Below are 22,341 nucleotides of genomic sequence, written 5' to 3' on the forward strand. Positions count from 1 at the left end.
TCACGTAGAATTCTTAAAGGAGCAACACTGTTTGAAAACAATACCTTTTGTTTAAGTAATGATTAAGAATAAGCTAGTTTACTTCCGTCGGCGCCTAGTTGCGTGGTATAGTTATTGATAAGCGACAAATATTTTTGTACCACACGTTACTTGTTTTGAAGAAATTTATTCAAACCTGGCGTAACTTCAGAGTTACAAGGATACAATAGAGGTTAGGGATTGTATCGTTTAAATGAGAAATAAATAATAGTAGTAATAGTATGCTGCACTTTCAAAGAATAAATATTGACTCGTCAGATAGCCTTCTCGTTTACCCAAACGAGAGGGCTATCGTTCATTAGAAAAGAGAAAGTGTCTTTTTCCTAAAAGAAAGGAAGAAGACACTTTTTGGCTTTATTCTGCTGTGAGGGGGATCGTCAGTTTGCGATCATCGGTTTGATCGTCGAGCATTGAATCGACATATTGCTTCAAAAAGTAAGAATAGGTCGCTAACCACTGATACTCCTCGGAGTCTTTGATAGCAGTTTTTTCTTCGGCTGAGTAAGTATCATTGCCAGTAAAAAGGGCGGTGTTCAACTTCGTGACAAACGCGCAAAGTTTTGTCATCTGGGCATCTGACAGTTCAGACACTGCGGACAATTGGTCACGGACCAGTTGGTCGGTGTCTTTTTCAAAAATACTTTTCTGGTAGTTTTGATAGTTCAGCAACTGTTCATCTGTTTGCTTCGTTTCAGCCGCCCAAGCATCGAGATCAATCTGGCGTGCTTCGTAGTTGATTTCCTTGTCAGAAAGAGAAAGGACACCGTAGCCTAATTCTGCCGTTGAATAAGACCCAGTGACTGCTTCATAAAGCGAATCATTCCCTTCGTTAATGTCTTGAATGTGGATATGACCAGAGAAAACGGCTGGCACGTTGAAGCGTTCCAACAAAGCGACAGTCTCAGAGGCGTTGTCAAGAACATAACCGTCTTGTAAGTGTTCATTATGACTGAACAAGTTATGGTGCAAAAAGACCAGTGGTACTTGCTCCGCTTCTTTCGTCAGGGTTAATTGCTCCTCCAACCAAGTTAGAGTAGCCGGTTTCAACTCACCATTCGTAGTAGGATCATCCCAATTAACCTCAGAATCGTAGATACATGAATCGAGCAAAAAGAGACGATACTTGTCGTTTAACTGAATGCTGTAGCTAAGGGAAGACTTGTCGATACTGTTGGCTTTTTCGTAACCTTCAGCAAAAATCGTTTGAAAATCCTCAGGACTGATTTGATCTGCGTAGTATTCCTTTTCACCTTTAAATGCTCGCGCCCAACCATTGTAAATCTCGTGGTTGCCAGGTAATGCTAAAACCATAATGTCAGCTTCTTGCAATGGTTCAAGCAATCTTGCCAACTCTTGAGCACTTGCTTTCTCGCCATTGAGCGTCATATCACCGGTCAAAATAATTCCCGTGGGTTTCTCTTTTAAGGCTTGAGCGGTGAAGGCCTCGATCGATTGTTCTTGATACGTCATCTCTTTGCCAGCAGCTCCCTTTGTGAAGGTCTGAAAGGCTGCGCCGTTATCATGGAGCGTGGAGGAAAGAAAATGAATATCACTTAAGAGCCAAAACTCACTGTTGCTCGCCTGTTGCAATGGAGTATCGGCTTCATGCACCTTACGAAATTGAAAGAATAACAGGAAACAGGTGACAAAAAGTGTAAGTAGTGCCAATGGCCAAAACCATTTTTTGTGTGTACGAATCGCGATTCCCTCCTCGCTTGTTTTATTTATTATAGAAAGGAATAGGGATCTTGTCACATAAATGGTCTTTTTTTGAATGATTTCTTGTTTTCATAGTTTTTCTTATTAAAAAAAGTGTGATCAAGCTTTAAACCCTGACGAATTAGCTTTACTTTCAATAAAGATAACATTAATTGATTTTATTTTTGATGATGAAAATGAAAAGAAAACGCGGTAATTTATTCAGAAACGTTGATTTAACGGTCTTTAATTGTTTTGTTATTTATCGTTGAGATAAAGGAAGTGTTAGATTGAAACATTTTTGTAACATTTCCTTTATCTGTGTGTCATATCATTATGGTAGAATTCATTTGTCGTTAAATCGAACATTAAACTTTCTTAGACAAAATTAAGTTTTTATAAAGGCAGTTCATCTGTCAAATCAACCAGCTAGTCGGAGGAAAAACGAGTGAAGAATAGTTTGTTATCAGCATTAATGGTGTGTTCACTAACATTAACAGCAGTTGCAGCACCTGCATTAGCATTTGCAGATTCCATTGATGATCAAATCGAGCAGCAAGACCAAAAAATCAATTCTCTTAAAGGTCAGCAAGCTGACGCCCAATCACAAATCGATTCTCTAGAAGCAGAAATTGAAACAGTGAGTGCAAAAGTTGCTTCATTAGAAGCGAAACAAGTTGAGTTAGGTCAGGAAGCTGAGAAATTGCAAGACAAAATCGCAACATTGAAATTGCGTATTGCCAAACGTGAAGAAGCAATCCAAAAGCAAGCCCGTGATGTACAAGTTAACGGTCAAAGCACCAATTTCATTGATGCTGTTTTAGAAGCAGATTCTTTAACGGATGTTATCGGTCGCGTACAAGCGATGACAACGATCGTCAATGCAAACAATGATTTAGTTGAACAACAAAAACAAGACAAACAAGATGTTGAAGACAAAGTCAAAGAAAACGAAAGCAAGATCCAAGAAGTTGCTGCGAACCAAGCAGAACTTAGCCAACAAAGAGATGCCATCGCAGCAAAACAAGCTGATTTAAATGTCTTGAAAGCAAACTTAGCAGCAGAACAAGCAACTGCTGAAAAAGACAAAGATGCATTGAATAAGAAAAAACAAGAAGCAGAAGCTGAAAAAGCACGTATCTTGAAAGAACAACAAGAAGCTGCTGCTGCTCAAAAAGCAGAAGAAGAAAGACAAGCTGCTGCTTTGAAAGAAGCACAACAAGAAGCTGCTGCTCAATCAACTGAAAGCACGACAGAGAATACAACAGCTTCTACTGAAACAGCAACAAGTAGTTCTTCAAGCAACACAAGCTCAAGCAATACCAGCAGTTCTAACAGCTCAAGTTCATCGAACGCAGGCTCTTCAAACACTGGTTCAAGCAATTCAAGCTCAAGTAACTCAGACTCAAACTCTTCATCAAACAATAATTCTACCGGAAGTATTTCTACTGGCGGCGGAAAAGATCATTCAAGCTCAGGTAACATGTATGCTTGGGGTCAATGTACTTGGTACGTGAAAAACCGCGCTCCTTGGGTAGGTACTTACTGGGGTAATGGTGCACAATGGGGTGCGTCAGCTGCAGCTGATGGATACACTGTCAATGGTACACCAGCAGCCGGTGCCGTTGTAGTCTTTGCCGCTGGTCAATCAGTTGGTGGCGAATGGACTGCTGATCCAACTTATGGACACGTAGCCTATGTTGAATCATACAACCCATCAAACAATACCATCACAATCTCTCAAGGCGGAATGGGCTTTGACAGTCCTGGTGGACCAAACACTGCAACAATGAGCGCATCTGGATATACTTACATCCATCGCTAATCAATTCAAAAGCAAAGCATCAACGCAATCGCGTTGATGCTTTTTTATTTGATCGATAGCTTTCTAAATCAATCAGATAAGAGAACTACTCAGAGAGGCAAGACAGGGTTCTCTCAAATCTCATCAAGATTCTATAGAAAGTAGGAGGTTTCTCGTTTTACTATTCAAGGAGTGAGAAACGGCGAAAAGGTTCCTTTTGAAGTTACCACCAGTTCTTCCATTGCACGAGAAATCGCCGTGTAGAGAATTCGCCGGTCTTGATCGGTATGATAATTTTCTTCTGAGACATCATATAAGAGGACCTGCTTAAATTCCAATCCTTTGGCAAAATAAATCGGTAAAACCGTTCCATGAAATGACACGGCCTGTTTATCGAAGAACTGTTTGAGCGCCTCACTGGATCGACTATCTTTGGTGATGATCGTTACTGGTTGCTTAAGTTCCTTTATTATGTCTACTAACGCAACGTCAGGCAGATTGGCATAAAACCGTGGCAACTTTCCTTCTGGTCGAACGGCAGAGATGTTTAAATTGGTTTCTTTTGGTAGCATTTGGGCAAATAACCGCGTGATTGCACCGCTAGAACGATAACTCGTAGTCAGCTGATACGTTTCGAGGAATTTCGCCTGTTGTTGAAATAACGTTTGGATTTCTGATACGGTGATGGCACTTGTAAAGATCGCCTGTTGCTGATCCCCCACGAGGGTAAAAGCGGTCATAGGAAAAAGACATAATAGAAACTGAATTTGTGCTGGCGTATAATCTTGGACTTCATCGATAAACAGATAGCGTAACGCAGGGACAGGTTGTTTTTCGGCGAGCAAATGACGAATCAGCAATAGACAAACGGTATAATCCAAACTATCTGTTGTTTGCGTCAAAGTGATCTGTCCGTGAGTAAAATAGTCGGCACTGTCTGCTAACAATCGTTTCGTATCAAACCAAGTAAGGTCGTTGATTTGTTTGGAAACTTTTGCGTATTTTTTCTTCAGGAGGCGAATGGCTGCTTTCTGAATCGTTTTTTCTGAATCATCCTTTAAAACTGTCCCTAATAGGGAGCGCTGTTCGTCTTCAGTCAAAGAACGAACTTGGTCGTGAACATTTGCTGCTAAGGCATTTTTTTGCAGTCGATCCTCCCAAGCGTAAGCCAATTTCTTTTTGACTGCTTGGATGCGATCGCGCAAGGATGCCTGTTTCGGTGTCTCTTGGAAGAAAGTGTCGATCGTTTCTTCAGAAAAAAGGACGACGTTTTTTCTTTTGATTGGTTTAAACTGAAGCACAAGTTCTTCTGGCAGCTGTTTGCTCAAGGATTGAAGAAAGCGGCTGAAGTCCGCACTGCGCAAAAGGTCGATTGCTTCACTGGGTGTTTGCTGGATGCGGTCAAAATACGCCTCTTCCGATTCTAAGTCAACACTAGGAAATGCTTGGCAAAACTGGCGCATGGTCAACGTCAATGGATTTTTTTCACCGAGGGAAGGCAGCACTTGCGAAATATAATCAATAAACCGAGAGTTCGGGGAGAGGATCAAGACATTCTCTGCGGTCATCTCTTCACGAAAATGGTACAGCAAAAAGGCGACTCGCTGCATGACAGCAGACGTTTTTCCGCTTCCAGCAACACCGTTGACCAGTAGGTTTTTATGCGCTAAGTCACGGATGATGACGTTTTGTTCGTGTTGGATCGAAGCGGTGATATCTTGCATTTTTTGACTATTATTGGCTTCAAGGGCTGCCAGTAACACTTCATCTTGAATCGCGACTGAGGTATCAAAGGCTTGCTTCATGTGATCTTTTTCGATAATAAATTGTCGGCGATGTTCAAGAGCAGCAGAAATCGTCTGATTGTTCACTTGATAAGAGACCGGGCCCAAGCGTTTGGCATAGAACAATTCGGCAATAGGGGAGCGCCAATCATAGATCAACCCTTCCTTATTTTCATTAACAAAACCATTGATCCCAATGTAAAAATCTTCTATCGTTTCCTCATCTTCAAATTGTAGGGAGATTTTACCAAAGTAGGGACTATCCAGTAGACGGTCGATGGCAGCTAATTCACGTTCAGCAGATTGAAGAGCGGCGTTCATTTGGTCGATCTCACGATTCTTACTTTCGATGGCAGCAAAAGTATCTAAACGGTCAGCAAAATTATCAAAGTTTAAGCGAATCTCTTCGCCGATGCTTTGCATCTCAAGGCGATCTTTTTTTCTGCCTTCAGTCAATAAACTGTTCAGCACTGTCTTTCGCGTCAGCAATTGCTGGTACGTGTCTGCGAGATGCTTCTTTTCAGCCTTTAGGTCGTTCATTTAGACTCACATCCATTCTCCAAAGTATCTCAATTATACGGGCATCCACCAAAAATACTAGTCTATTTTTTTGACTCTGGATGCGGTATAATAATAGTGGGAAGAGGCAGCTGATTGTTCCAATGTCATGGGAGCAAGCAGAATGCGTCTATTTTTTTGTTTTAAAAATGGGAAAAAGGGTCATTGCTTGTGTTTTTGAAGGGGCTGTTTATACTGAATATAGAGAAAAATACAAAGCGAAAAATCGTTGAGGGAGTGTCAGCATGTCCAAATTATTGTCACCAGTGAAGCTAGCGAATTTAGCATTGGCCAACCGCGTCGTTATGTCGCCGATGTGTATGTATGAAGTAAAAAAAGAAGACGGTGTTGCGGAGCCTTTTCATTTTGTTCACTACGGGGCACGAGCATTAAGCAAAGTCGGCTTGATCATTATTGAAGCGACTGCCGTTGAACCAGACGGACGAATCACAAACAATGATCTAGGGTTATGGAATGAAGAGCAGCAAACAGAGCTGACGAAATTGGTGGAACTGCTGCATGGGTTCGATGCGCAAGTAGGCATCCAACTAAGCCATGCAGGACGAAAAGCAGTTGATGCCAGCAATCCTTTGGCACCAAGTGCCGTTGCCTTTAACGAACGCTACCCGTTACCGTCAGAAATGACCCTGTCGGAAATCAAACGGGTGCAAGATAGTTTTGTTCAGGCTGCCCAACGAGCAGCCAAAGCGGGTGTCACGATGATCGAACTTCATGGGGCTCATGGCTACTTGATGGATCAATTTCTTTCGCCTCTCGTCAATCAACGCACCGACCAGTATGGTGGTTCCTTAGAGAATCGCTATCGCTTTGTAAAAGAAACGGTACAAGCAGTTCGGGCAGTCTTTTCTGGGTCCTTGTGGATGCGCTTGTCACTGACAGACTATGAAGAACCAGGACGCCAAAATTCGTTGGAAGATTGGCAGCAAGTGGCCCAATGGCTTCAAGCAGATGGCATTGATTGTCTTGACTGTTCCACAGGCGGTGTGGTGGATAAAAAGCCTAACATTCCGATCTATGATGGCTATCAAGTGCCCTTTGCTGCAGCTATCAAGCAAGTGGTCGATATTCCCGTAGCAGCAGTCGGTTTATTGGATAATCCTGATCTTTGCGAATATCTTTTGCAAACCAATCAAGTGGATTTGGTTTTACAAGGCCGCGCATTGATCAGAAATGTCAACTGGTTGGCAGATGCAGCGGCGAAACTTCACGATAAGTCTTTTCAAGCGTACAATGATTCCTATCAACGCGGGGTGAAGCGTTGAATCATCTGATAAAATTCTCCTAGAAGAAAATTCTTCTTAGGAGATTTTTTTATTCTACTAGTATGCTTTACAAACTAGTGACAAACACGTATACTAGGTACAATACTAGTTTGTATAACAAACTAGATAAAGGGAACCAAAGGAGGGAAATCGTGAAAGAGACGCAATTGCTAAAAGGGGTTTTGGAAGGGTGTGTTTTGCAAGTGATTGCTCAAAAAGAGATTTATGGTTATGAACTGGTACAGGAACTGAAGCAAAGAGGCTTTGAAACGATCGTTGGCGGCACGATCTATCCTTTGCTGCAGAAGTTGGAAAAACAAGAACTTATTACCTCTGAGATGAAAAAATCACCTGAAGGACCTGATCGCAAGTATTTCTTGATCACCCCGAAAGGCATAGACTATTTGGCACAATTTAGAGAACAATGGACGAACCTAATGAAGAAAGTCGAAGGATTATTTAAGGAGTGAGGAAACATGGCAAATAAACAAGAGACGACCTATTGGCGAGAGCAAACCAATCTGATCGAGCAACAATTCAATGAGAAAAATCGCCAATTTTTTGATGATTTTCGAAGCTACCTCTTACTTTCCAGCCTTTTTTACGATGAGCATAAAGTCACAGAGCAGGTATACGCGATTGCAATGGATTTATTAGAAGCACAAACTCATGGGGAAGAGGCGCAACACTATTTTGGCAATGATCCGAAAGGGGTAGCAGATGAACTATTGGCAAACACGCCAAAGAGTAATCTCGAAGAGCGTCTCAAATTGGCGTATCTAGCGGTTGGCATCAGTTGGGGCATCAAGTTTATAGCTGATTTTACAAATCAAGGACCACTGGTTCTTAACCTGCTGGATTATCTTTTAACAGGATTGGTAACTGTGGTAGCGGTCATCGGGATTTTTGCGATCATCAGCAAAACCATCTATCAAAAGAAGGGCACAAGCAAGGTGATTCGTTTCGGCTCCCTTTGGCTCGTTGTGAGTGGCTGGATTGGTCTTTCACTGTTGATCAATCTGCTGACCCCAAACTGGTGGCTCCTGACGATCGCATTTCCTCTTGATGTAGTATTGGTTGGCAGTTTGCTGGTAGCGGCGATCGTTTTTGTTGTATCACGCAAAGAAAAAGCTTTTTATCCGATCGTTTTTCTACTGGGGGTATTTGTGTTGCTTGGTTGCCTGCAAAAAGCCATGGCATTTTATCACATTGGGGATCCATCGTGGATGACCGGCGGACTTTTGACACTGCTCGTTGTAGGGTTTCTTATTTTTCTCTGGTGGACCCGTCGAGTGATGAAAAAGCAATAAGCAAAGCCAGAAACAAGTGTGTTGCTTGTTTCTGGCTTTTTTACATGGACAAAAGCATTATCCTGAGGAATCTTTCTGCTTCATGCTACACTTAAAAAAGAAACGGAGGGAAATCAAGATGTTGACAACAGATCGGTTCTTTCACGGCCACGACAAGCAGACCGCTTTTTTTGAAGGCTGGTACCATAAGCACCAAATCGGTGAAGAAGTCTATGCTTTTATTCCAGGTCTTTCGATTCAAGAAGACGGTACCAAAGAAGTGTTCATTCAAGTGATCAATCATGAGGGCGCGCATTACTTCCCCTTTCCAGAAACTGATTTTCAGGTTTCAGAAGAGGAGCGAAAAGTAACGATTGGTGACAATATCTTTAGTGAAGCAGGCATTCAAGTTTCTTTAAAAAATAACGATCTCCAAGTACAAGGAGCAGTAAAATATAACGACCACAAACCGATTCAGCGGACACGTTATGCGCCGAGTATCATGGGGCCTTTTTCGTATCTGTCATTTATGGAGTGCTACCACGGTGTCTTGAGCATGAGTCATACCTTAGAAGGTACGCTGTACTGGAACGAAGAACCAATCGATTTTACGAACGGGATCGGTTATTTGGAAAAAGACTGGGGTACCTCCTTTCCAGCAGCTTATATCTGGGTTCAGTGCAACAGTTTTGATGCACCAGATGTACGGTTCTTTTTCTCCGCAGCCGACATTCCCTTTGCTGGTTTTGCTTTTTTGGGAACGATTTGTGTTCTGCAAGTCGGCAGCCAAGAATATCGTTTTGCTACTTATCATGGTGCAAAGATTCATGATGTCAAACGTACGGAAGACCGTTTAGTGATCCAGCTCAAACAAAAACAGTGGCTGCTGACGATCGAAGTGTTGACGAAAGAAGGCCATTCGTTGTTAGCACCTTCTATTGGGCAAATGAATCGGATCATTCGCGAAAGCGCCAGTACGGAAATTGCCTTGACCCTTTTAGAAAATGGGCAGGAGATCTTGCGGCAGACAGGGACGTCAGCTGGTTTTGAAGAAGTAGCGAATCTGCGAGGATTTCACTATTAAAAAAAGGCGGGAAAAAAGCAGAAAAATTCGTTTCTTTTGATATACTAGTAGATAGTTACTGCGAAAACACGTATCTTTGGAGGGAAACGGATGGAAAAAATAACGAATGAGACACTATTTGAACTGAAAACGATTGCGCAGCCTGCAGTGGGGCAAAATCAGGTTTTTTACTTGGAAACGGCAGTCAACCAAGAGACTAATACGTATGATTCAGCGATTTATAGTATTGACGCAAAGACCAACGAACGGCGTGAGTGGGGCACCGAAGCGACGACCCACAACAACCTAAAGGTCTCGCCAGATGAGCAAAGGCTCAGTTTTGTGACGACCGATCCAAAGAAAGGTGAAAGTACGTTATGGACGATGCCAGTGTCCGGAGGCAAGCCCCAAGCACTTGTCACTGAGAAGGGTCTGGGGGACTATTTTTGGAAGCAAGACGCAACGGCGGTCTATTATAAGCTGGCACAAGAAGAGCCGGTCTCAGAGAATCAAGACGACACAGAAAAGACGGACAAGCAAAAGGAATTTCCAGAAGTAAAAGCTACTACGAAAGTCAATTATTTGGCGGATGGCGTAGGCTTTTTAAAAGAAAAAAAACATTCGATCGTCAAAAAAACGATCGCGACACAAGAAACGGAACTGATTTTTGAGCATGATTCTCCCTTTGTTTTTTCTGGCATCGCGGATGATCAGAAGACGTTGTTCCTCACCTTTGACAAAGAGGAAGAAGATGAATGGGACTATGGCTCGAAGGTTTGTCTCCTTGATAGCCAGACGAAAAAGACAGAAAGTTTAGAAAACATCCTGCCAGAAGGAACCTACACTTTTGCTGCTGCGCGCAATGATCAGCTGTTACTATTAGGCAATGATCTCTCTTACGGATTTGTGACCTTGGATGATTTGTTTTTGATCGACTTAAAAACGAAAGCAGTCAAAAATCTTTCCAAGGAGTTAGATGTTGCCTTTGGCAATGCGATCATCAGTGATTTTCAACAAAAAAATCGTGGCGTAGCGATCACCTGGTTGACGGATGACACATTCCTTGTACCCGTAACAGAACATGGCAAGCTACAATTGTACCGTGCCACGACCCAAGGAGAATGGACCAAACTACTTGATGAAAAAATGGATATCCTCGATGCGGCGATCTATTCAGAAGCCAAACTTGCTGTTGCTTATGCGACGCCAACGATCCCTAGTCGCTTAGCGTTGATTGACTTAACAAATGGCGAAGTAACCGATCTCTATGATCCTAACCAAGCAGTTATGTCACAATTAACGATCAGTAAACCCGAAGCGTTTTGGTACGAAGGAGCAGATGGCTGGCAAATTCAAGGCTGGTATTTGCCTCCGACCGAAACAAAGGAGAATCATCCAGCGATTTTGTACATTCATGGCGGTCCGCAGGTCTGCTATGGGGAAACATTTTTCCATGAGATGCAAGTCCATGCCGCTAATGGCTATGGGGTCATCTTGTTGAACCCTCGTGGCGGGCAAGGATACGGTCAAACATTTGTCAAATCGATTTTAGGTGATTATGGCAATAAAGATTATCAAGACTTGCTGTTGGGGGTGGATGCCGTGGTGGCAAACCATCCAGAAATCGATACGAACACCATCCATGTGGCTGGCGGCAGTTATGGTGGCTTTATGACCAACTGGATCGTTGGCCATACCGATCGTTTTTGTGCGGCCGTTACGCAACGCTCAATCTCAAATTGGATCAGCTTTTATGGGACGAGTGACATTGGACCTGCCTTTGTCAAATTCCAATTGTTGCGGGAACTTGATCAGACCGAAGGACTTTGGAAGATGTCGCCTTTGGCCTATGCCAGCCAAGTCAAGACACCCACGCTAGTCCTCCATGGGGAAAATGATTTGCGATGTCCGCAAGAACAAGGACAGCAGTTTTACATGGCATTGCAACGTCAAGGCGTCGATACGAAGCTGATGCTGTTTCCTCAATCCTCTCATGGTTTGTCGCGCAATGGCTTGCCGAACTTGCGGATAGAACGCTTGCAGGCGATCAGTGAATGGCTTGCATCACATGAGAACCAATCAGTAAATTAACCGAATGAAATCACCTGACAAAGAATCACGACTTGGGCTGCTTGAAAAGCCCAACCAGTGATTTCTTAAAAAATCAGGTGATTTTTTTGCGGGATCAAAAGCTATAGGTTTCTGTTATCTTGCCGCCAATGACAGCGACGGTTGAAAACAAATTCATATGACGTTTTCTTCACGTGTTAAATAACAAAAAGAAGAAATAGTTTTGCTTGCTTCCTGTGTTTTAGTGTGATATGATACAAAACGTAATCGTTACACTTTAAGTGTTCTTTTGGTGTGACGCAAGAGAAAGGAGCTGGTTATTATGAGAAACAATATTATTTTGGCATGTGTGGAGACAGGGGAAAGACTTTATTTGACCAATAAGAACCAGCGCAATACGCCGGAACGTTTAGAATTAAAAAAATATTCACCAAAGTTGCGGCGCAGAGCGATTTTTCGTGAAATCAAGAAATAGGAAGGAAAATAACTGAATGGCAAAAAAATCAAAAATTGCAAAATACAACAAACAAGTACAACTCATCGAACAATACCGAGCAGTACGTCAAGAACTAAAAGCACAAGGAGATACCCAAGCATTGGCCAAACTACCGAAGGATTCGAATCCGACTCGTTTGAAGAAACGGGATATGATCGATGGTCGTCCGCGCGGCTACATGAATAAATTCGGCATGTCACGGATCAATTTCCGTAAGCATGCACATCTCGGAGAAATTCCCGGCGTTACAAAAGCAAGCTGGTAACAGAAAGGAGTCAATATGGAAAAAACGGACTTGTCTAGTGCGTATCGACGTTTAAAGAGCCCGAACATCAAAACAAGGAAACGCGCATTAAAGATCATTCATGAATTTAAGCGAAATAAACGAAAAAATGCATTGCAGCTGCGTGCATAATGAGAAAGTGAAAGAAAGTTGGAAATGACATGGCAGTACCTGCAAGAAAAACATCAAAAGCAAAAAAGAATAAGCGCCGGACCCACTATGGCGTCAAAGCACCAGCGATTTCGTTTGATGGGACAACAGGAACCTTCAAGCGCAGCCACCATGTATCTTTAGCAGAATATAAAGCGCAGCACCCAATCGAAAAGAATTAACGCCGTCTTATGACGCCGTCCAGAAAGCAGGGGGAAAATGGAGATCATCTATCCGTCACTGATTGAAGAAGCCTATCGTCACAGTAAAAAATTTCATCCAGAGATCACCAAAGAGGCAATCTATCGCCATTTTTACGAAGCAGGCTTGATCAAAGAAAACGGCGATCCGACGGAAAAAGCCTTGTCAGAAGGGGCGTTAAAGATTATACTGAGGACTGGGATCTTACCTTTGAAGAATTTTTGATGCTCTACCCTGTGTTTCGTTCCTTTGACTCAAAGCATTTCAAGAAGATCGAGCATTTTTGGGAAATGGATTTGGCTTTGCAAGAACAAATTCTTGCCCAATGGGAGCAAGAAACCTTCACAGAGGAAGAGATCATCGACCTAACTGCTTTTTTCGAAGAGCGATTACCTTCTAAAAGGAACAGTGAATGAACCGTGAAAGGCGTACATGTGATGAAAAAGACGATCCAGCCATTTTTAAAACTTCTAAAGCCCTATGATTATCTGCTGTTTGTTCTGTTAGTTGTCGGCTCTTTTTTACCGCTTTTTCTATTTGAAGCACAAGCTCAAAGTGATACCGGCGATCGGTATGCAATCGTGCGGATCAATGGAGATGAGGTTGACCGTTTTAACTTAGAAGAAATCGATGCGATGGAAAAAACCTACTATCCAGCAGAAGGTCAGTACAATATCGTCGAGATCAAAGATGGCGCGATCCGAGTTCGTGAAGACAATAGTCCCGACCAGATTGCTGTCAAAACCAGCTGGATCTATCGCAATGGGCAGACGAGCATTTGCCTGCCTCATAAGCTGGTGATCGAGATCAAGCAAGCCGGTGCCTCTGACTATTTAATTTATTAACAGAAAAAGGAAGCCAGCTGAACAATTCCTGTTCAGCTGGCTTTTTTATGAGGATGAGCAGAAGAAGCTGTCAAAACCGCCAATCGACCAACGTGTAAGTCAGCCAGAAACAGCGTTTTTGATACAAGAAAAGCGCAGAATTCCAACTGTCAGAAGAAAGAGGAACTATGGGTGAAAGCTACAATCTCTGTCCAATCGTTCACAAAAATTTCTGCCCAATCATCTAAAATAGTTGGGGAACTGCGGCTCTATTTGGTATACTTAGGCAAGTCAGTTCCTTTGAAGCTTCTTTTTCTAAGGACTATGAACGAGCGATGATACAAATATGACCAATTTTCGGAAGTGATAACTTTACTAGATGGGGGCTTAACGAAGATGGGAAATGAAACAATTTGGGAAAACACAGACAATTTTTATCTGTTATGTCAACCAATCATGCAGGTAGAATCGCTAAGTCAGCAAGAGGTGAACGGCTATGAGGTCTTGCTGCGCAGCGAGAAAAACAACCGCTTTCCGCAACAAGAATTCAGCGCAATGATTCAATCTGAAAGTGGCAACCAGCAGTTGATGGAGTGGTATGCCCAGGAGCTGCGACGGTTGTGCCAAGAAAAGCCGAAAACCCGCTTTAGTGTCAATATTCATCCACAACAGCTGCTGTGGCAGTCAACGTGGACCTTTTTTGAGGGGATGACTGCTCACAAAGAGCAGTTGCAGATCGAATTAACAGAGCATCCTGTAATAGGTCAGCATGATTCTTTTGATTTGTCTACTGCCCTTGCAAAAATCAAAGCCTATGGCTATGTGATCGCTGTCGATGACATCGGCTGTGGCCAAAATACCCTGTCATTGGTCTTTGCCAATCTTGAAAATGTGGATTGTTTGAAATTTTCACTACTGCCGTTTATTCAGCTCGATGAGGAGATCGGGTTTAGTTTCTTGACCTGTTGGTTGAAGGTCGCCAAAAAGTATCAGCTTGAGTTGATCGTTGAAGGCATCGAGACCCGCGATAAGATGGCGCAGCTGCTTGAGATGGGGGTTCATTTACAACAAGGATATTTATGGTCTAAAGGAGAGCGATTGTGATGGAATGTTAGAACGAGGCGTGCTCTTGGCGTTTGGTTTGCCGCTGATGATTGCCAGTTTACTGGTGACCGCAGATGTTTTTGTACGAAGTGTGCAAAAAATATCGGTTTCTCGTCCATTTAAGTATTTTATTATTGGTATTCTGACGTTTACGCATTTGTATTTTATTCTTTCTTTCTCAATGAATTCAGTTGGGTTTATCTGTTATCAATACACAACTGCTTTTATTGCGAGTCATTTTTTCTATGGTGATCGTGGCAAGATCTTGATTTTGATAACGCCGTGTATGGTCGTTTTCTATTTACTGTTTGTCGGTTTTTCTGACATTGGCAAAGCCTTTTATTTACCGCTATTAGGTGTCGGTGTCTTTGTCCTTGATTTTCTCTTATCAAAAATCAAGTCACTGCGTCCGCAACAGCAATTTTATATGATGTATTTTTTGACCTGCCTGCTCTCACCGCGTTTTTCGATGCTAGTCCATCATACGACGACCTATGACTGGGAAGCGATGTTGGCAGTATTTGTTGGTTCTTTCGTGCTGCTAGGAAGTTTTATGTGGTTGCATCGGTTGATTGAGGGGCAAGAATACCAAGTACTGGCAGAGTTGGCGAATAGTAAGATCGATGCGTTGACCGGCTGCTTCAACTATGGGACCTATAACCACGATCTGCTTCAAGCCGTTTCACAGAAAAAGACTGTGACGATCGCCATGATCGATCTCGATCACTTCAAAAAGGTCAACGACCGTTATGGTCATATCGCCGGAAATGAGCTATTGAGAACTTTCGCCTCACGGACGTCCACTTTTTTAGAGGCGCATTTTGCCGAGACCTTTTCCTTTTATCGTTATGGCGGAGAAGAGTTCTGTGTCGTGATCGAAGGGGATGTCAAAGAACAGACCGTAGCTGCGATGACGACACTGTGTCAAACCATTTCTAGTAGTATGTTTCCTGTCGCTAATTTTGAAAAAGGGACGATGTCTTTGTCTTGCGGCGTTGAAGCGAGCACAGTTTGTCATGGGGATATCTTGGCAGCCGTTGAAAGAGCCGATCAAGCACTCTATCTCGCAAAACAAAGTGGTCGAAACCGGGTGTGCACCTTGCCTGAGACGTAAAAAAATAATGGAAAAATAATTTACACAAATTCACAAAGAATTAAATCTTTATGCACAAAAAGTTAGTAATAATAAAGAAATAATGTTATTTATTTACAAAATATACATTTTGATTATTTTATTTATCTTGAGAATCTTCGCATATTAACAAAAAGATTGAAACTATGTATAATTTCTGGTAAATTATTCTAAATCAAGAGTGATAAAAACTGTCAATAATTAATAGTGATTCTTACTTGATGCTTTGTCCGCTTTTCCAATGAAATGTTTCTGGAATTGTCCCGTCGAATCAGCAAGTAAGGGTTCTTTTTTTTAGAAAGGAAGCACAGGAAATGGCAAATACGCTGGTTGTCAATACACTCGCAAATTTAGGCGCAATTATCATCAATATTTATTTGTTATTCAAAATCAGTGACGGATTCGTTGGCCAAGGGACGTTCAAAGCGAAACAGATCGCAGCGGCGATTGCTTGTGAAACCGTCGTGGGGATGCTGATGATGAATTTCTCTTACGTCGTATACGAAACGAGATTTGACCTGCGCTTCTTGCTTTACGCTTTTTCCATGAAGTATCTGGGGTGGAAGGTGACCGTACCGACGATGGTCAATCTAGCGTTAGGACGTTTCTTGTTTGAAGTATCAAAATCTTCTTGGTTGAACTTATACCTTACGTTTTTTTTGATAGTGACACTGACATTTCTGCATGCCTGGGCCAAACGGCGATTTACTGACAAACAAGAGTTGTTCCTATCAATTAGCTACTTGATCGCTATCTCCTTTCTTTTTGGTTTTTATTTGACGGGGGATATTCAAAAAACGACCCTAATTTATATAGTTTATGGCATTCTCGCCTATACTTTGGCGTTTTTCCTTTACTCGATAGTCAATGATATGCAGCGCATTTTGGCATTGGTCAAAATCGATGATCTTACGCAGTTGAACAACTTCCGTAAATTTCAAGAGGACCGCCAACGCCTAGACACGACCGAGGTGGACTTATCGATCGCTTTGATCGATATCGATCATTTCAAAAATTACAATGACCGTTACGGACACCGTGCTGGGGATGTGATTTTGCAAGAAATCGCTCGTATTTTTTCGACCTACTGTACGGCGAGCAATCCGGTCTATCGCATCGGTGGGGAAGAGTTTGCGATCTTGATCCAAGGAGACGCACAGGCTGCTGCTTATCTCCTCGAAAAAATCCAAAAGCGCATCCGTTACCAAGAAATCATCTTGGATGCAGGCGATTCGGTCAGCATCACGTTGTCGATTGGGATCGCACAACGGCAAAAGGGCGAGCTGCTGATGCAAACGCAAGAACGTGCCGATCAAGCATTGTATCGAGCCAAGCGCAGCGGTCGCGACCAACTCTGTCTTTACTGACGGGGTTGGCTTCTTTTCTTTTTTTATTTTCAAAAATACTACCTTAAATGAGGAGCACATATGGAAAATAGTTTAATCATGATTCCTTCGCTAGAACCTGACCACAAACTGCTGGCTCTGGTGGAGAAAATTCGTTTGCATAACCAGCACCTGCCGATTTTAGTCGTGGATGATGGCAGTGGGGCTGCTTATCAGTCTGTCTTTTCGGCGTTGGCACAGCAGTTTGGCTGTCAGGTTTTGACCCATCCAAAGAATCTTGGAAAAGGCGCAGCCATCAAAACCGCCCTCACTGAAGTGCTGACAAACCAGCCAGCTGTTGAATTTATGGTGACCATTGATTCGGACGGGCAGCATGAGTATACCGATATGATGGCTTGCTTAGCTAAGGCACAAGCCCATCCCGACAGTATTATTTTAGGGACCCGATCCTTTGGCAAAGAAGTGCCCTTGCGGAGTAAGTTCGGCAACATTTTGACCCGAAATATCCTACGTTTAGCGACTGGTCTTGCCATCGAGGATTCGCAGACGGGCTTAAGGGTTTTCCCTCGGAAATTCATGACAGATTTGTTGGCGATCTCAGGTGAGCGTTTTGAATACGAAACGCGGATGCTGATCGAAGCCCAGAAACGGGGGTGGCCGATTCTCTCGCAACCGATCGCCACCATCTATATTGAAGAAAATGCCTCTTCCCATTTTCGGGTCTTGGCAGATTCCGTCGCTATCTATAGCGTCTTTTTGAAGTATTTGTTTTCATCTGTAGTCTCCTTTTTTGTCGATGTGATCGCCTATGCGTTATTGATCCATTTCTTGTCTGTCATCGATCTGTCCTCCATCGTGATCGCTTCGTTGGGTGCCCGCTTGATTTCGGCGATCGTCAATTACTACATCAATCGCGAGCTTGTTTTTGGTCAACGGACAAAGAACAGTATGCTGCAGTATTTTTTATTAGTGATCGTACAGATTTTGCTGTCCTCTTTCCTCGTCTACCTGATCTATTTGATCCTGCCGATCGGGGATTCTGTGTTGTTAAAAATAGGCGTCGATTGCCTGCTCTTTTTCTTTAGTTACCATGTGCAAAAAAATGTCATCTTTAAGGAGTGATTGAGGTGGAACAAAAACGTTTGCCTTGGGCGAAAAAAGTCGTTTACTTTCTGGCGTTTGTCTTTTCGCTGATCTATTTATCATGGCGGGGGCTGTATACATTGCCATGGCACGAGTCTTGGTTTGCCCTGCTGTTTGGTTTGCTACTTTGGGGCAGTGAGATCATATCGAACTTTACGGGCTTGCTGTTGATTTGGAACAAAAACAAAGCAAAGCCTTTTGAAAAACCGATCGTGCCAGAAGCCGACTATCCAGCGATCGATGTGTTGATTGCGACCCATAATGAAGAAGTGCCGCTTTTATTAAAAACGGTCAATGCGGCAGTTCATATGAAATACCCCGATCCCAAAAAAGTTCACATCTACTTGTCAGATGACACCAACCGTCCAGAGGTCAAAGCACTGGCAGATAAATTTGGCATCGGCTATATCGGATTGACAGGCAATCAGCATGCCAAGTCAGGCAATCTCAATCATGCATTGTCAAAAACCAATTCGCCGCTAGTGGCGACCTTTGATGCAGATATGATCCCTTACTCAGATTTTTTGCTGGAAACAGTGCCTTATTTTGTGGCAAATCAGCAGGAACGCCGCAAAGATCAGACCATCAAACCGTTGGGCTTTGTCCAAACACCGCAAAGCTTTTACAATGCGGATCTTTTTCAGTACAATCTTTTTTCAGAAGCGGCGATCCCTAACGAGCAGGACTTCTTTTCCAGAGAAGTCAATGTTTTGAACAACGCCCATGATACAGCTATTTATACAGGATCCAATACGGTGATCGCACGAGAAGCGATCGAAGCCGCCGGCGGATTTCCGACGGACACCATCACGGAAGATTTTGAATTAGGCGCCTTGATCAATTGCCAAGGTTATCGCAGTTTATCAACAATGCAGCCCATGGCCAGCGGTCTGTCTCCCATTGATATCCCAAGTGCCTTAAAGCAGCGGATTCGCTGGGGAAGAGGAGTGGTCCAAAGTGTCCACAATCTCCATCTTTTTAAGAACAAGACGTTGTCTTTGGCGCAAAAAATGGTTTTCTTAAACAGTTATTTGTATTGGTGGTCGTTTTTACGTCGGTTGCTGTTTATTTTCGCGCCGATTTTGTACACCGTCTTTAATGTAAGGGTCGTAGAGACCAACTTTTGGGTCTTGCTGCTGTTTTGGCTGCCAAGCTATACGTTCTTGCATTTGGCGATGCAGGATTTGAGCAGTGATATTCGAACGCAGCGCTGGGGCGAGATCCAGGAAACGATTTTTGCACCTTACCTAGTGATTCCTGTCTTTTTACAAGCCATTGGCATCAAAGAGACCCGTTTCAAAGTGACCAATAAAGCAGCAACTCAGTCTAAAAAAGACTTGTTGTTTGTGGTGCCGCATTTGTTGCTGTTGATTTTGACGATTATCGGCTTAGTGAAGTTTAATTACGGCAAATTCGGCTCAGAGATTTTCTATGGCAGCGTGTTGACTTTCTGGTTGCTGACCCATTTCTTTAACTTAACCTTTGCGGTCTTATTTTATCTCGGTCGCCCGATTTACCGAACGACGGAACGGTTCAGAGCCCATTATCCTGTTGAAGTTTCCGACCAAGACGCCAGCTATTCTTTGATGACAGAAAATATCTCAGAAAACGGCTTGTCCTTTGTTTCTGACGTTCCTCTTTATTTTCCGCCAGATGCGCAGCTGACGTTTAAAATCACCCGTAATGGCTACCAAGCAGAGATGACGGGAAACGTCGTCCGCGTTTTTTCAGGCAAGGATCGCTGGGTCTATGGGGTTGCTTTACACCAATTATCAGAAAAAGACTACTTAGCTTATTTGCAGATCATTTATGATGGCTTCAATCAAAGCCTGCCAGTTCTGCGTGACCCGTGGATGACCTTCTTTGACAGTCTTTTTGAAAATCTCGGTAAGCATCTGCTGCAAGCCAAAGAAAAGCCATTGCTGCCTCAGCGAGTGCCTGTCCTGTCGATTGATCAAGAATGGGTCTTTGAAGAAGGAGCCTATACGGTCACAACATTTGGTTTTGACCAGCTCACGTTGGTAAAAACAGAAGAAGTCGAGATGCCTGCCCGTCTAACCTTGCCGATCAGTAATCTTGTGCTTCACGCTGAAAAAGCAACGCTTCAACCAACAGAAAATCAAGTGATTTATCAAGTAAGCAATCTTTCCGAGCTGCGTTTTACAGCAGCCTTTCAAGAATGGGTAGACAGCTTGCTGAGAAAGGAGGAAGATGATGATCGAGATCCTGCTGCGATTTAGTCTTTTTGGTTTATCATTAGCTGGCTATGCCTATCTTTTTGTACGAGTTTGCCATTTTCCCAAACACATCAGCTGGATCGCTGCTTGCTGTTTGCCGATCCTCGTTCTTTCCTTTGTCGCATATGGTCCAAAAGGATGGTTGATCTGGGGGGCATGGGTTTTATTTGGTCTTGGTTTACTATTATGCGTTTGGCGTTTTTGGCAGGAGCGCTATCAGGTACGTTGGGGCTTGCAAGAGCCCATCCTGCTGTGGTTTTACGGCTATTTTGCTTTGTTCGTTTTAACCTTGCTTCACAGTCATTTGACCCACTATGACAACTTCTCCCATTGGGCGACGATCGTTAAATTCCTTTATACGCAGGGACAATTGCCAACGGCAGCCGATGCCATCATCAGTTTTACTTCCTATCCTTTAGGCAGCTCGCTGTTTGTTACTTATACAGCGATCATTGTTGGCTATCATGAGAATGTCTTGCTGATTGGTCAATTGATTTTGATTTTCTGTAGTCTGTATAGTTTCTTTGCGATTATTCGTGATCCGAAAAGAAAGCTGGCTTTTGCCCTGATCTTCACCAGTATGGCGGTTTTCAATTATTTTAATATTGCGATTCGAATGAATAATTTGTTAGTGGACTTTATCCTGCCAGTGTTGACTTTAGCTGGCATCGCTGGCTTATTCGCTTTAAAAGGCAACGTACTACCGTCGATCGGTTTCTTTCTTTTGATTGGTGCCTCTCTTGATCTGGTCAAAAATAGTGCCGTCTTTTTTCTGCTGATTTTAGGCGGCTATTTACTAATCTGCTTGTGGCAGGCATCAGTTAACTGGCGACAACGGCTAGGCTTGATGATTGTAGGGTTAGCTGCCATTGGGCTATCTGTCCTGCCGGCGATTCTTTGGAACCTGCATGTCAAAGCGAATTTTCCTAAATCGAAGCATGAAGTCAGCGTGACCGCTTATAAACAGATTTTTGGCGAAAAGGATTCTCAGATACTGCAGCAGATTACGGATGTTTTTGTCAAAACCATCACGGATGTTGCGACGATCTCCACGCAAGGGATTCTCTTGATCCAGGTCATTCTGTTGGGCAGTTGGCTATTTGTCCGATTTATCATGAAAAAACGCAATCCATTTTTCAAAGAACTGCTGTTGATCGATGGTATCATTGGGGGGTATTATTTAGGAATCTATGCCATGTTCTTGTTCTCGATGCCCACTGATGAAGCATTGTCTTTGGCAGGGTTCGATCGCTATGCCTCAAGTATCGTGATTTTAGCACTTGGCTTAATGACCTTTTTCATGGTCCGAGGCATTGATCATTTGTATCATGAACAAGCGATCGATCGACGAAACTACCGTAGTTTTGCCAGCTTGACTACGAAAAAAATCTATCAATACAGTACCTTGATTCTGCTATTTTTTGCGACATTGCTGATCCTTTCAGAGAATAATGGCATGCGTTATACCAATCGTGAATATGCTGCTTCGATTCCAGCACAAGTTTCAGCCGTTACTGGCGATCACTTTGACCTAAACGAGAAAAAATATTTGGTGGTCAGTACTAACAAAGAAGCAGTAGATAGCTACTTAGTTGGCTATGTCGGAAAATATTACTTGTTTTCACCTAATGTCGATGGCCGAGAGAATTTCCTCTTATCCGATGCTGAATTTCGCACGCTATTAAAGCAATACGATGAAGTCGTCGTCTTAGAAGAGCACTATACCTTTAATGCCATGACGAAGAAGCTAACAGGCAAGACCTTTGCCCCAGGCGTTTATTCGGTGGCGGAGGTGTTGGGGCGTTAAGGGAAGGAATTGCTCAAGCGTGTCTCGTTA

General features: G+C 43.0%; 19 protein-coding genes and 1 pseudogene. 18 read left to right on the top strand and 2 right to left on the bottom strand.

Annotated elements, in window-relative coordinates:
- Positions 1–393: 393 nt before the first annotated feature.
- Positions 394–1,794 (bottom strand): metallophosphoesterase, encoded by a 1,401-nt coding sequence (locus tag IGK61_RS03970; protein ID WP_438844692.1) that lies wholly within the window; start codon positions 1,792–1,794, stop codon positions 394–396.
- Between the two features lie 391 nt (positions 1,795–2,185).
- On the opposite strand from IGK61_RS03970, the gene IGK61_RS03975 reads away from it, so the two are divergent.
- Entirely contained in the window at positions 2,186–3,562 is a 1,377-nt protein-coding gene (locus IGK61_RS03975; RefSeq protein WP_060792881.1) for a CHAP domain-containing protein, read from the top strand.
- A 164-nt stretch (positions 3,563–3,726) separates the two neighbouring features.
- Here IGK61_RS03975 and IGK61_RS03980 read toward each other — a convergent pair whose 3' ends face one another.
- On the bottom strand, positions 3,727–5,865 hold the full coding sequence (locus tag IGK61_RS03980; RefSeq protein ID WP_438844693.1) for a HelD family protein: 2,139 nt from the start codon (positions 5,863–5,865) through the stop codon (positions 3,727–3,729).
- Between the two features lie 263 nt (positions 5,866–6,128).
- On the opposite strand from IGK61_RS03980, the gene IGK61_RS03985 reads away from it, so the two are divergent.
- The 17 genes and pseudogenes from IGK61_RS03985 to IGK61_RS04065 all read left to right on the top strand — a co-directional run bounded on the left by IGK61_RS03985 (position 6,129) and on the right by IGK61_RS04065 (position 22,311).
- Positions 6,129–7,166, top strand: coding sequence for an NADH:flavin oxidoreductase/NADH oxidase (locus IGK61_RS03985; protein ID WP_074536527.1), 1,038 nt, complete (start codon positions 6,129–6,131; stop codon positions 7,164–7,166).
- Positions 7,167–7,318: 152 nt separating this feature from the next.
- The gene (locus tag IGK61_RS03990) at positions 7,319–7,636 is read left to right on the top strand and encodes a PadR family transcriptional regulator (protein ID WP_074536526.1); all 318 of its coding nucleotides are present in this window, start codon (positions 7,319–7,321) and stop codon (positions 7,634–7,636) included.
- A gap of 6 nt (positions 7,637–7,642) precedes the next feature.
- Positions 7,643–8,476, top strand: coding sequence for a hypothetical protein (locus IGK61_RS03995; RefSeq protein ID WP_074536525.1), 834 nt, complete (start codon positions 7,643–7,645; stop codon positions 8,474–8,476).
- 118 nt (positions 8,477–8,594) lie between these two features.
- Positions 8,595–9,539, top strand: a complete 945-nt coding sequence (locus IGK61_RS04000; RefSeq protein WP_074536524.1) for a tocopherol cyclase family protein — start codon at positions 8,595–8,597, stop codon at positions 9,537–9,539.
- A 90-nt stretch (positions 9,540–9,629) separates the two neighbouring features.
- Positions 9,630–11,609: a S9 family peptidase gene (locus tag IGK61_RS04005; protein ID WP_074536523.1), complete on the top strand. Its 1,980-nt coding sequence runs from the start codon at positions 9,630–9,632 to the stop codon at positions 11,607–11,609.
- A gap of 301 nt (positions 11,610–11,910) precedes the next feature.
- Positions 11,911–12,063, top strand: coding sequence for a 50S ribosomal protein L33 (gene rpmG / locus IGK61_RS04010; protein ID WP_005225339.1), 153 nt, complete (start codon positions 11,911–11,913; stop codon positions 12,061–12,063).
- 16 nt (positions 12,064–12,079) lie between these two features.
- The gene (gene rpsN / locus IGK61_RS04015; protein WP_005225340.1) at positions 12,080–12,349 is read left to right on the top strand and encodes a 30S ribosomal protein S14; all 270 of its coding nucleotides are present in this window, start codon (positions 12,080–12,082) and stop codon (positions 12,347–12,349) included.
- Positions 12,350–12,364: 15 nt separating this feature from the next.
- Complete coding sequence (locus tag IGK61_RS04020; protein ID WP_005237325.1) at positions 12,365–12,499, top strand: putative metal homeostasis protein; 135 nt, start codon at positions 12,365–12,367, stop codon at positions 12,497–12,499.
- A gap of 29 nt (positions 12,500–12,528) precedes the next feature.
- Entirely contained in the window at positions 12,529–12,699 is a 171-nt protein-coding gene (gene rpmF, locus IGK61_RS04025; protein ID WP_005225341.1) for a 50S ribosomal protein L32, read from the top strand.
- Positions 12,700–12,736: 37 nt separating this feature from the next.
- Positions 12,737–13,134 (top strand): annotated as a pseudogene (locus IGK61_RS04030) (hypothetical protein).
- Between the two features lie 21 nt (positions 13,135–13,155).
- Positions 13,156–13,563, top strand: coding sequence for a NusG domain II-containing protein (locus IGK61_RS04035; RefSeq protein WP_074536521.1), 408 nt, complete (start codon positions 13,156–13,158; stop codon positions 13,561–13,563).
- A gap of 375 nt (positions 13,564–13,938) precedes the next feature.
- Positions 13,939–14,646: an EAL domain-containing protein gene (locus tag IGK61_RS04040; protein ID WP_074536520.1), complete on the top strand. Its 708-nt coding sequence runs from the start codon at positions 13,939–13,941 to the stop codon at positions 14,644–14,646.
- Between the two features lie 4 nt (positions 14,647–14,650).
- Complete coding sequence (locus IGK61_RS04045; RefSeq protein ID WP_074536519.1) at positions 14,651–15,760, top strand: GGDEF domain-containing protein; 1,110 nt, start codon at positions 14,651–14,653, stop codon at positions 15,758–15,760.
- 332 nt (positions 15,761–16,092) lie between these two features.
- Positions 16,093–17,145, top strand: a complete 1,053-nt coding sequence (locus IGK61_RS04050) for a GGDEF domain-containing protein (protein WP_074536518.1) — start codon at positions 16,093–16,095, stop codon at positions 17,143–17,145.
- A 60-nt stretch (positions 17,146–17,205) separates the two neighbouring features.
- Positions 17,206–18,246 (top strand): bifunctional glycosyltransferase family 2/GtrA family protein, encoded by a 1,041-nt coding sequence (locus IGK61_RS04055; protein ID WP_074536517.1) that lies wholly within the window; start codon positions 17,206–17,208, stop codon positions 18,244–18,246.
- Positions 18,243–20,507, top strand: a complete 2,265-nt coding sequence (locus tag IGK61_RS04060) for a glycosyltransferase family 2 protein (protein ID WP_074536516.1) — start codon at positions 18,243–18,245, stop codon at positions 20,505–20,507. Before IGK61_RS04055 ends, IGK61_RS04060 begins: the two co-directional genes overlap by 4 nt.
- Positions 20,482–22,311: a lantibiotic ABC transporter permease gene (locus tag IGK61_RS04065; RefSeq protein WP_074536515.1), complete on the top strand. Its 1,830-nt coding sequence runs from the start codon at positions 20,482–20,484 to the stop codon at positions 22,309–22,311. Before IGK61_RS04060 ends, IGK61_RS04065 begins: the two co-directional genes overlap by 26 nt.
- Positions 22,312–22,341 lie beyond the last annotated feature (30 nt).

Source organism: Enterococcus sp. AZ063 (genome assembly GCF_051715045.1).
Taxonomy (GTDB): domain Bacteria; phylum Bacillota; class Bacilli; order Lactobacillales; family Enterococcaceae; genus Enterococcus_D; species Enterococcus_D casseliflavus.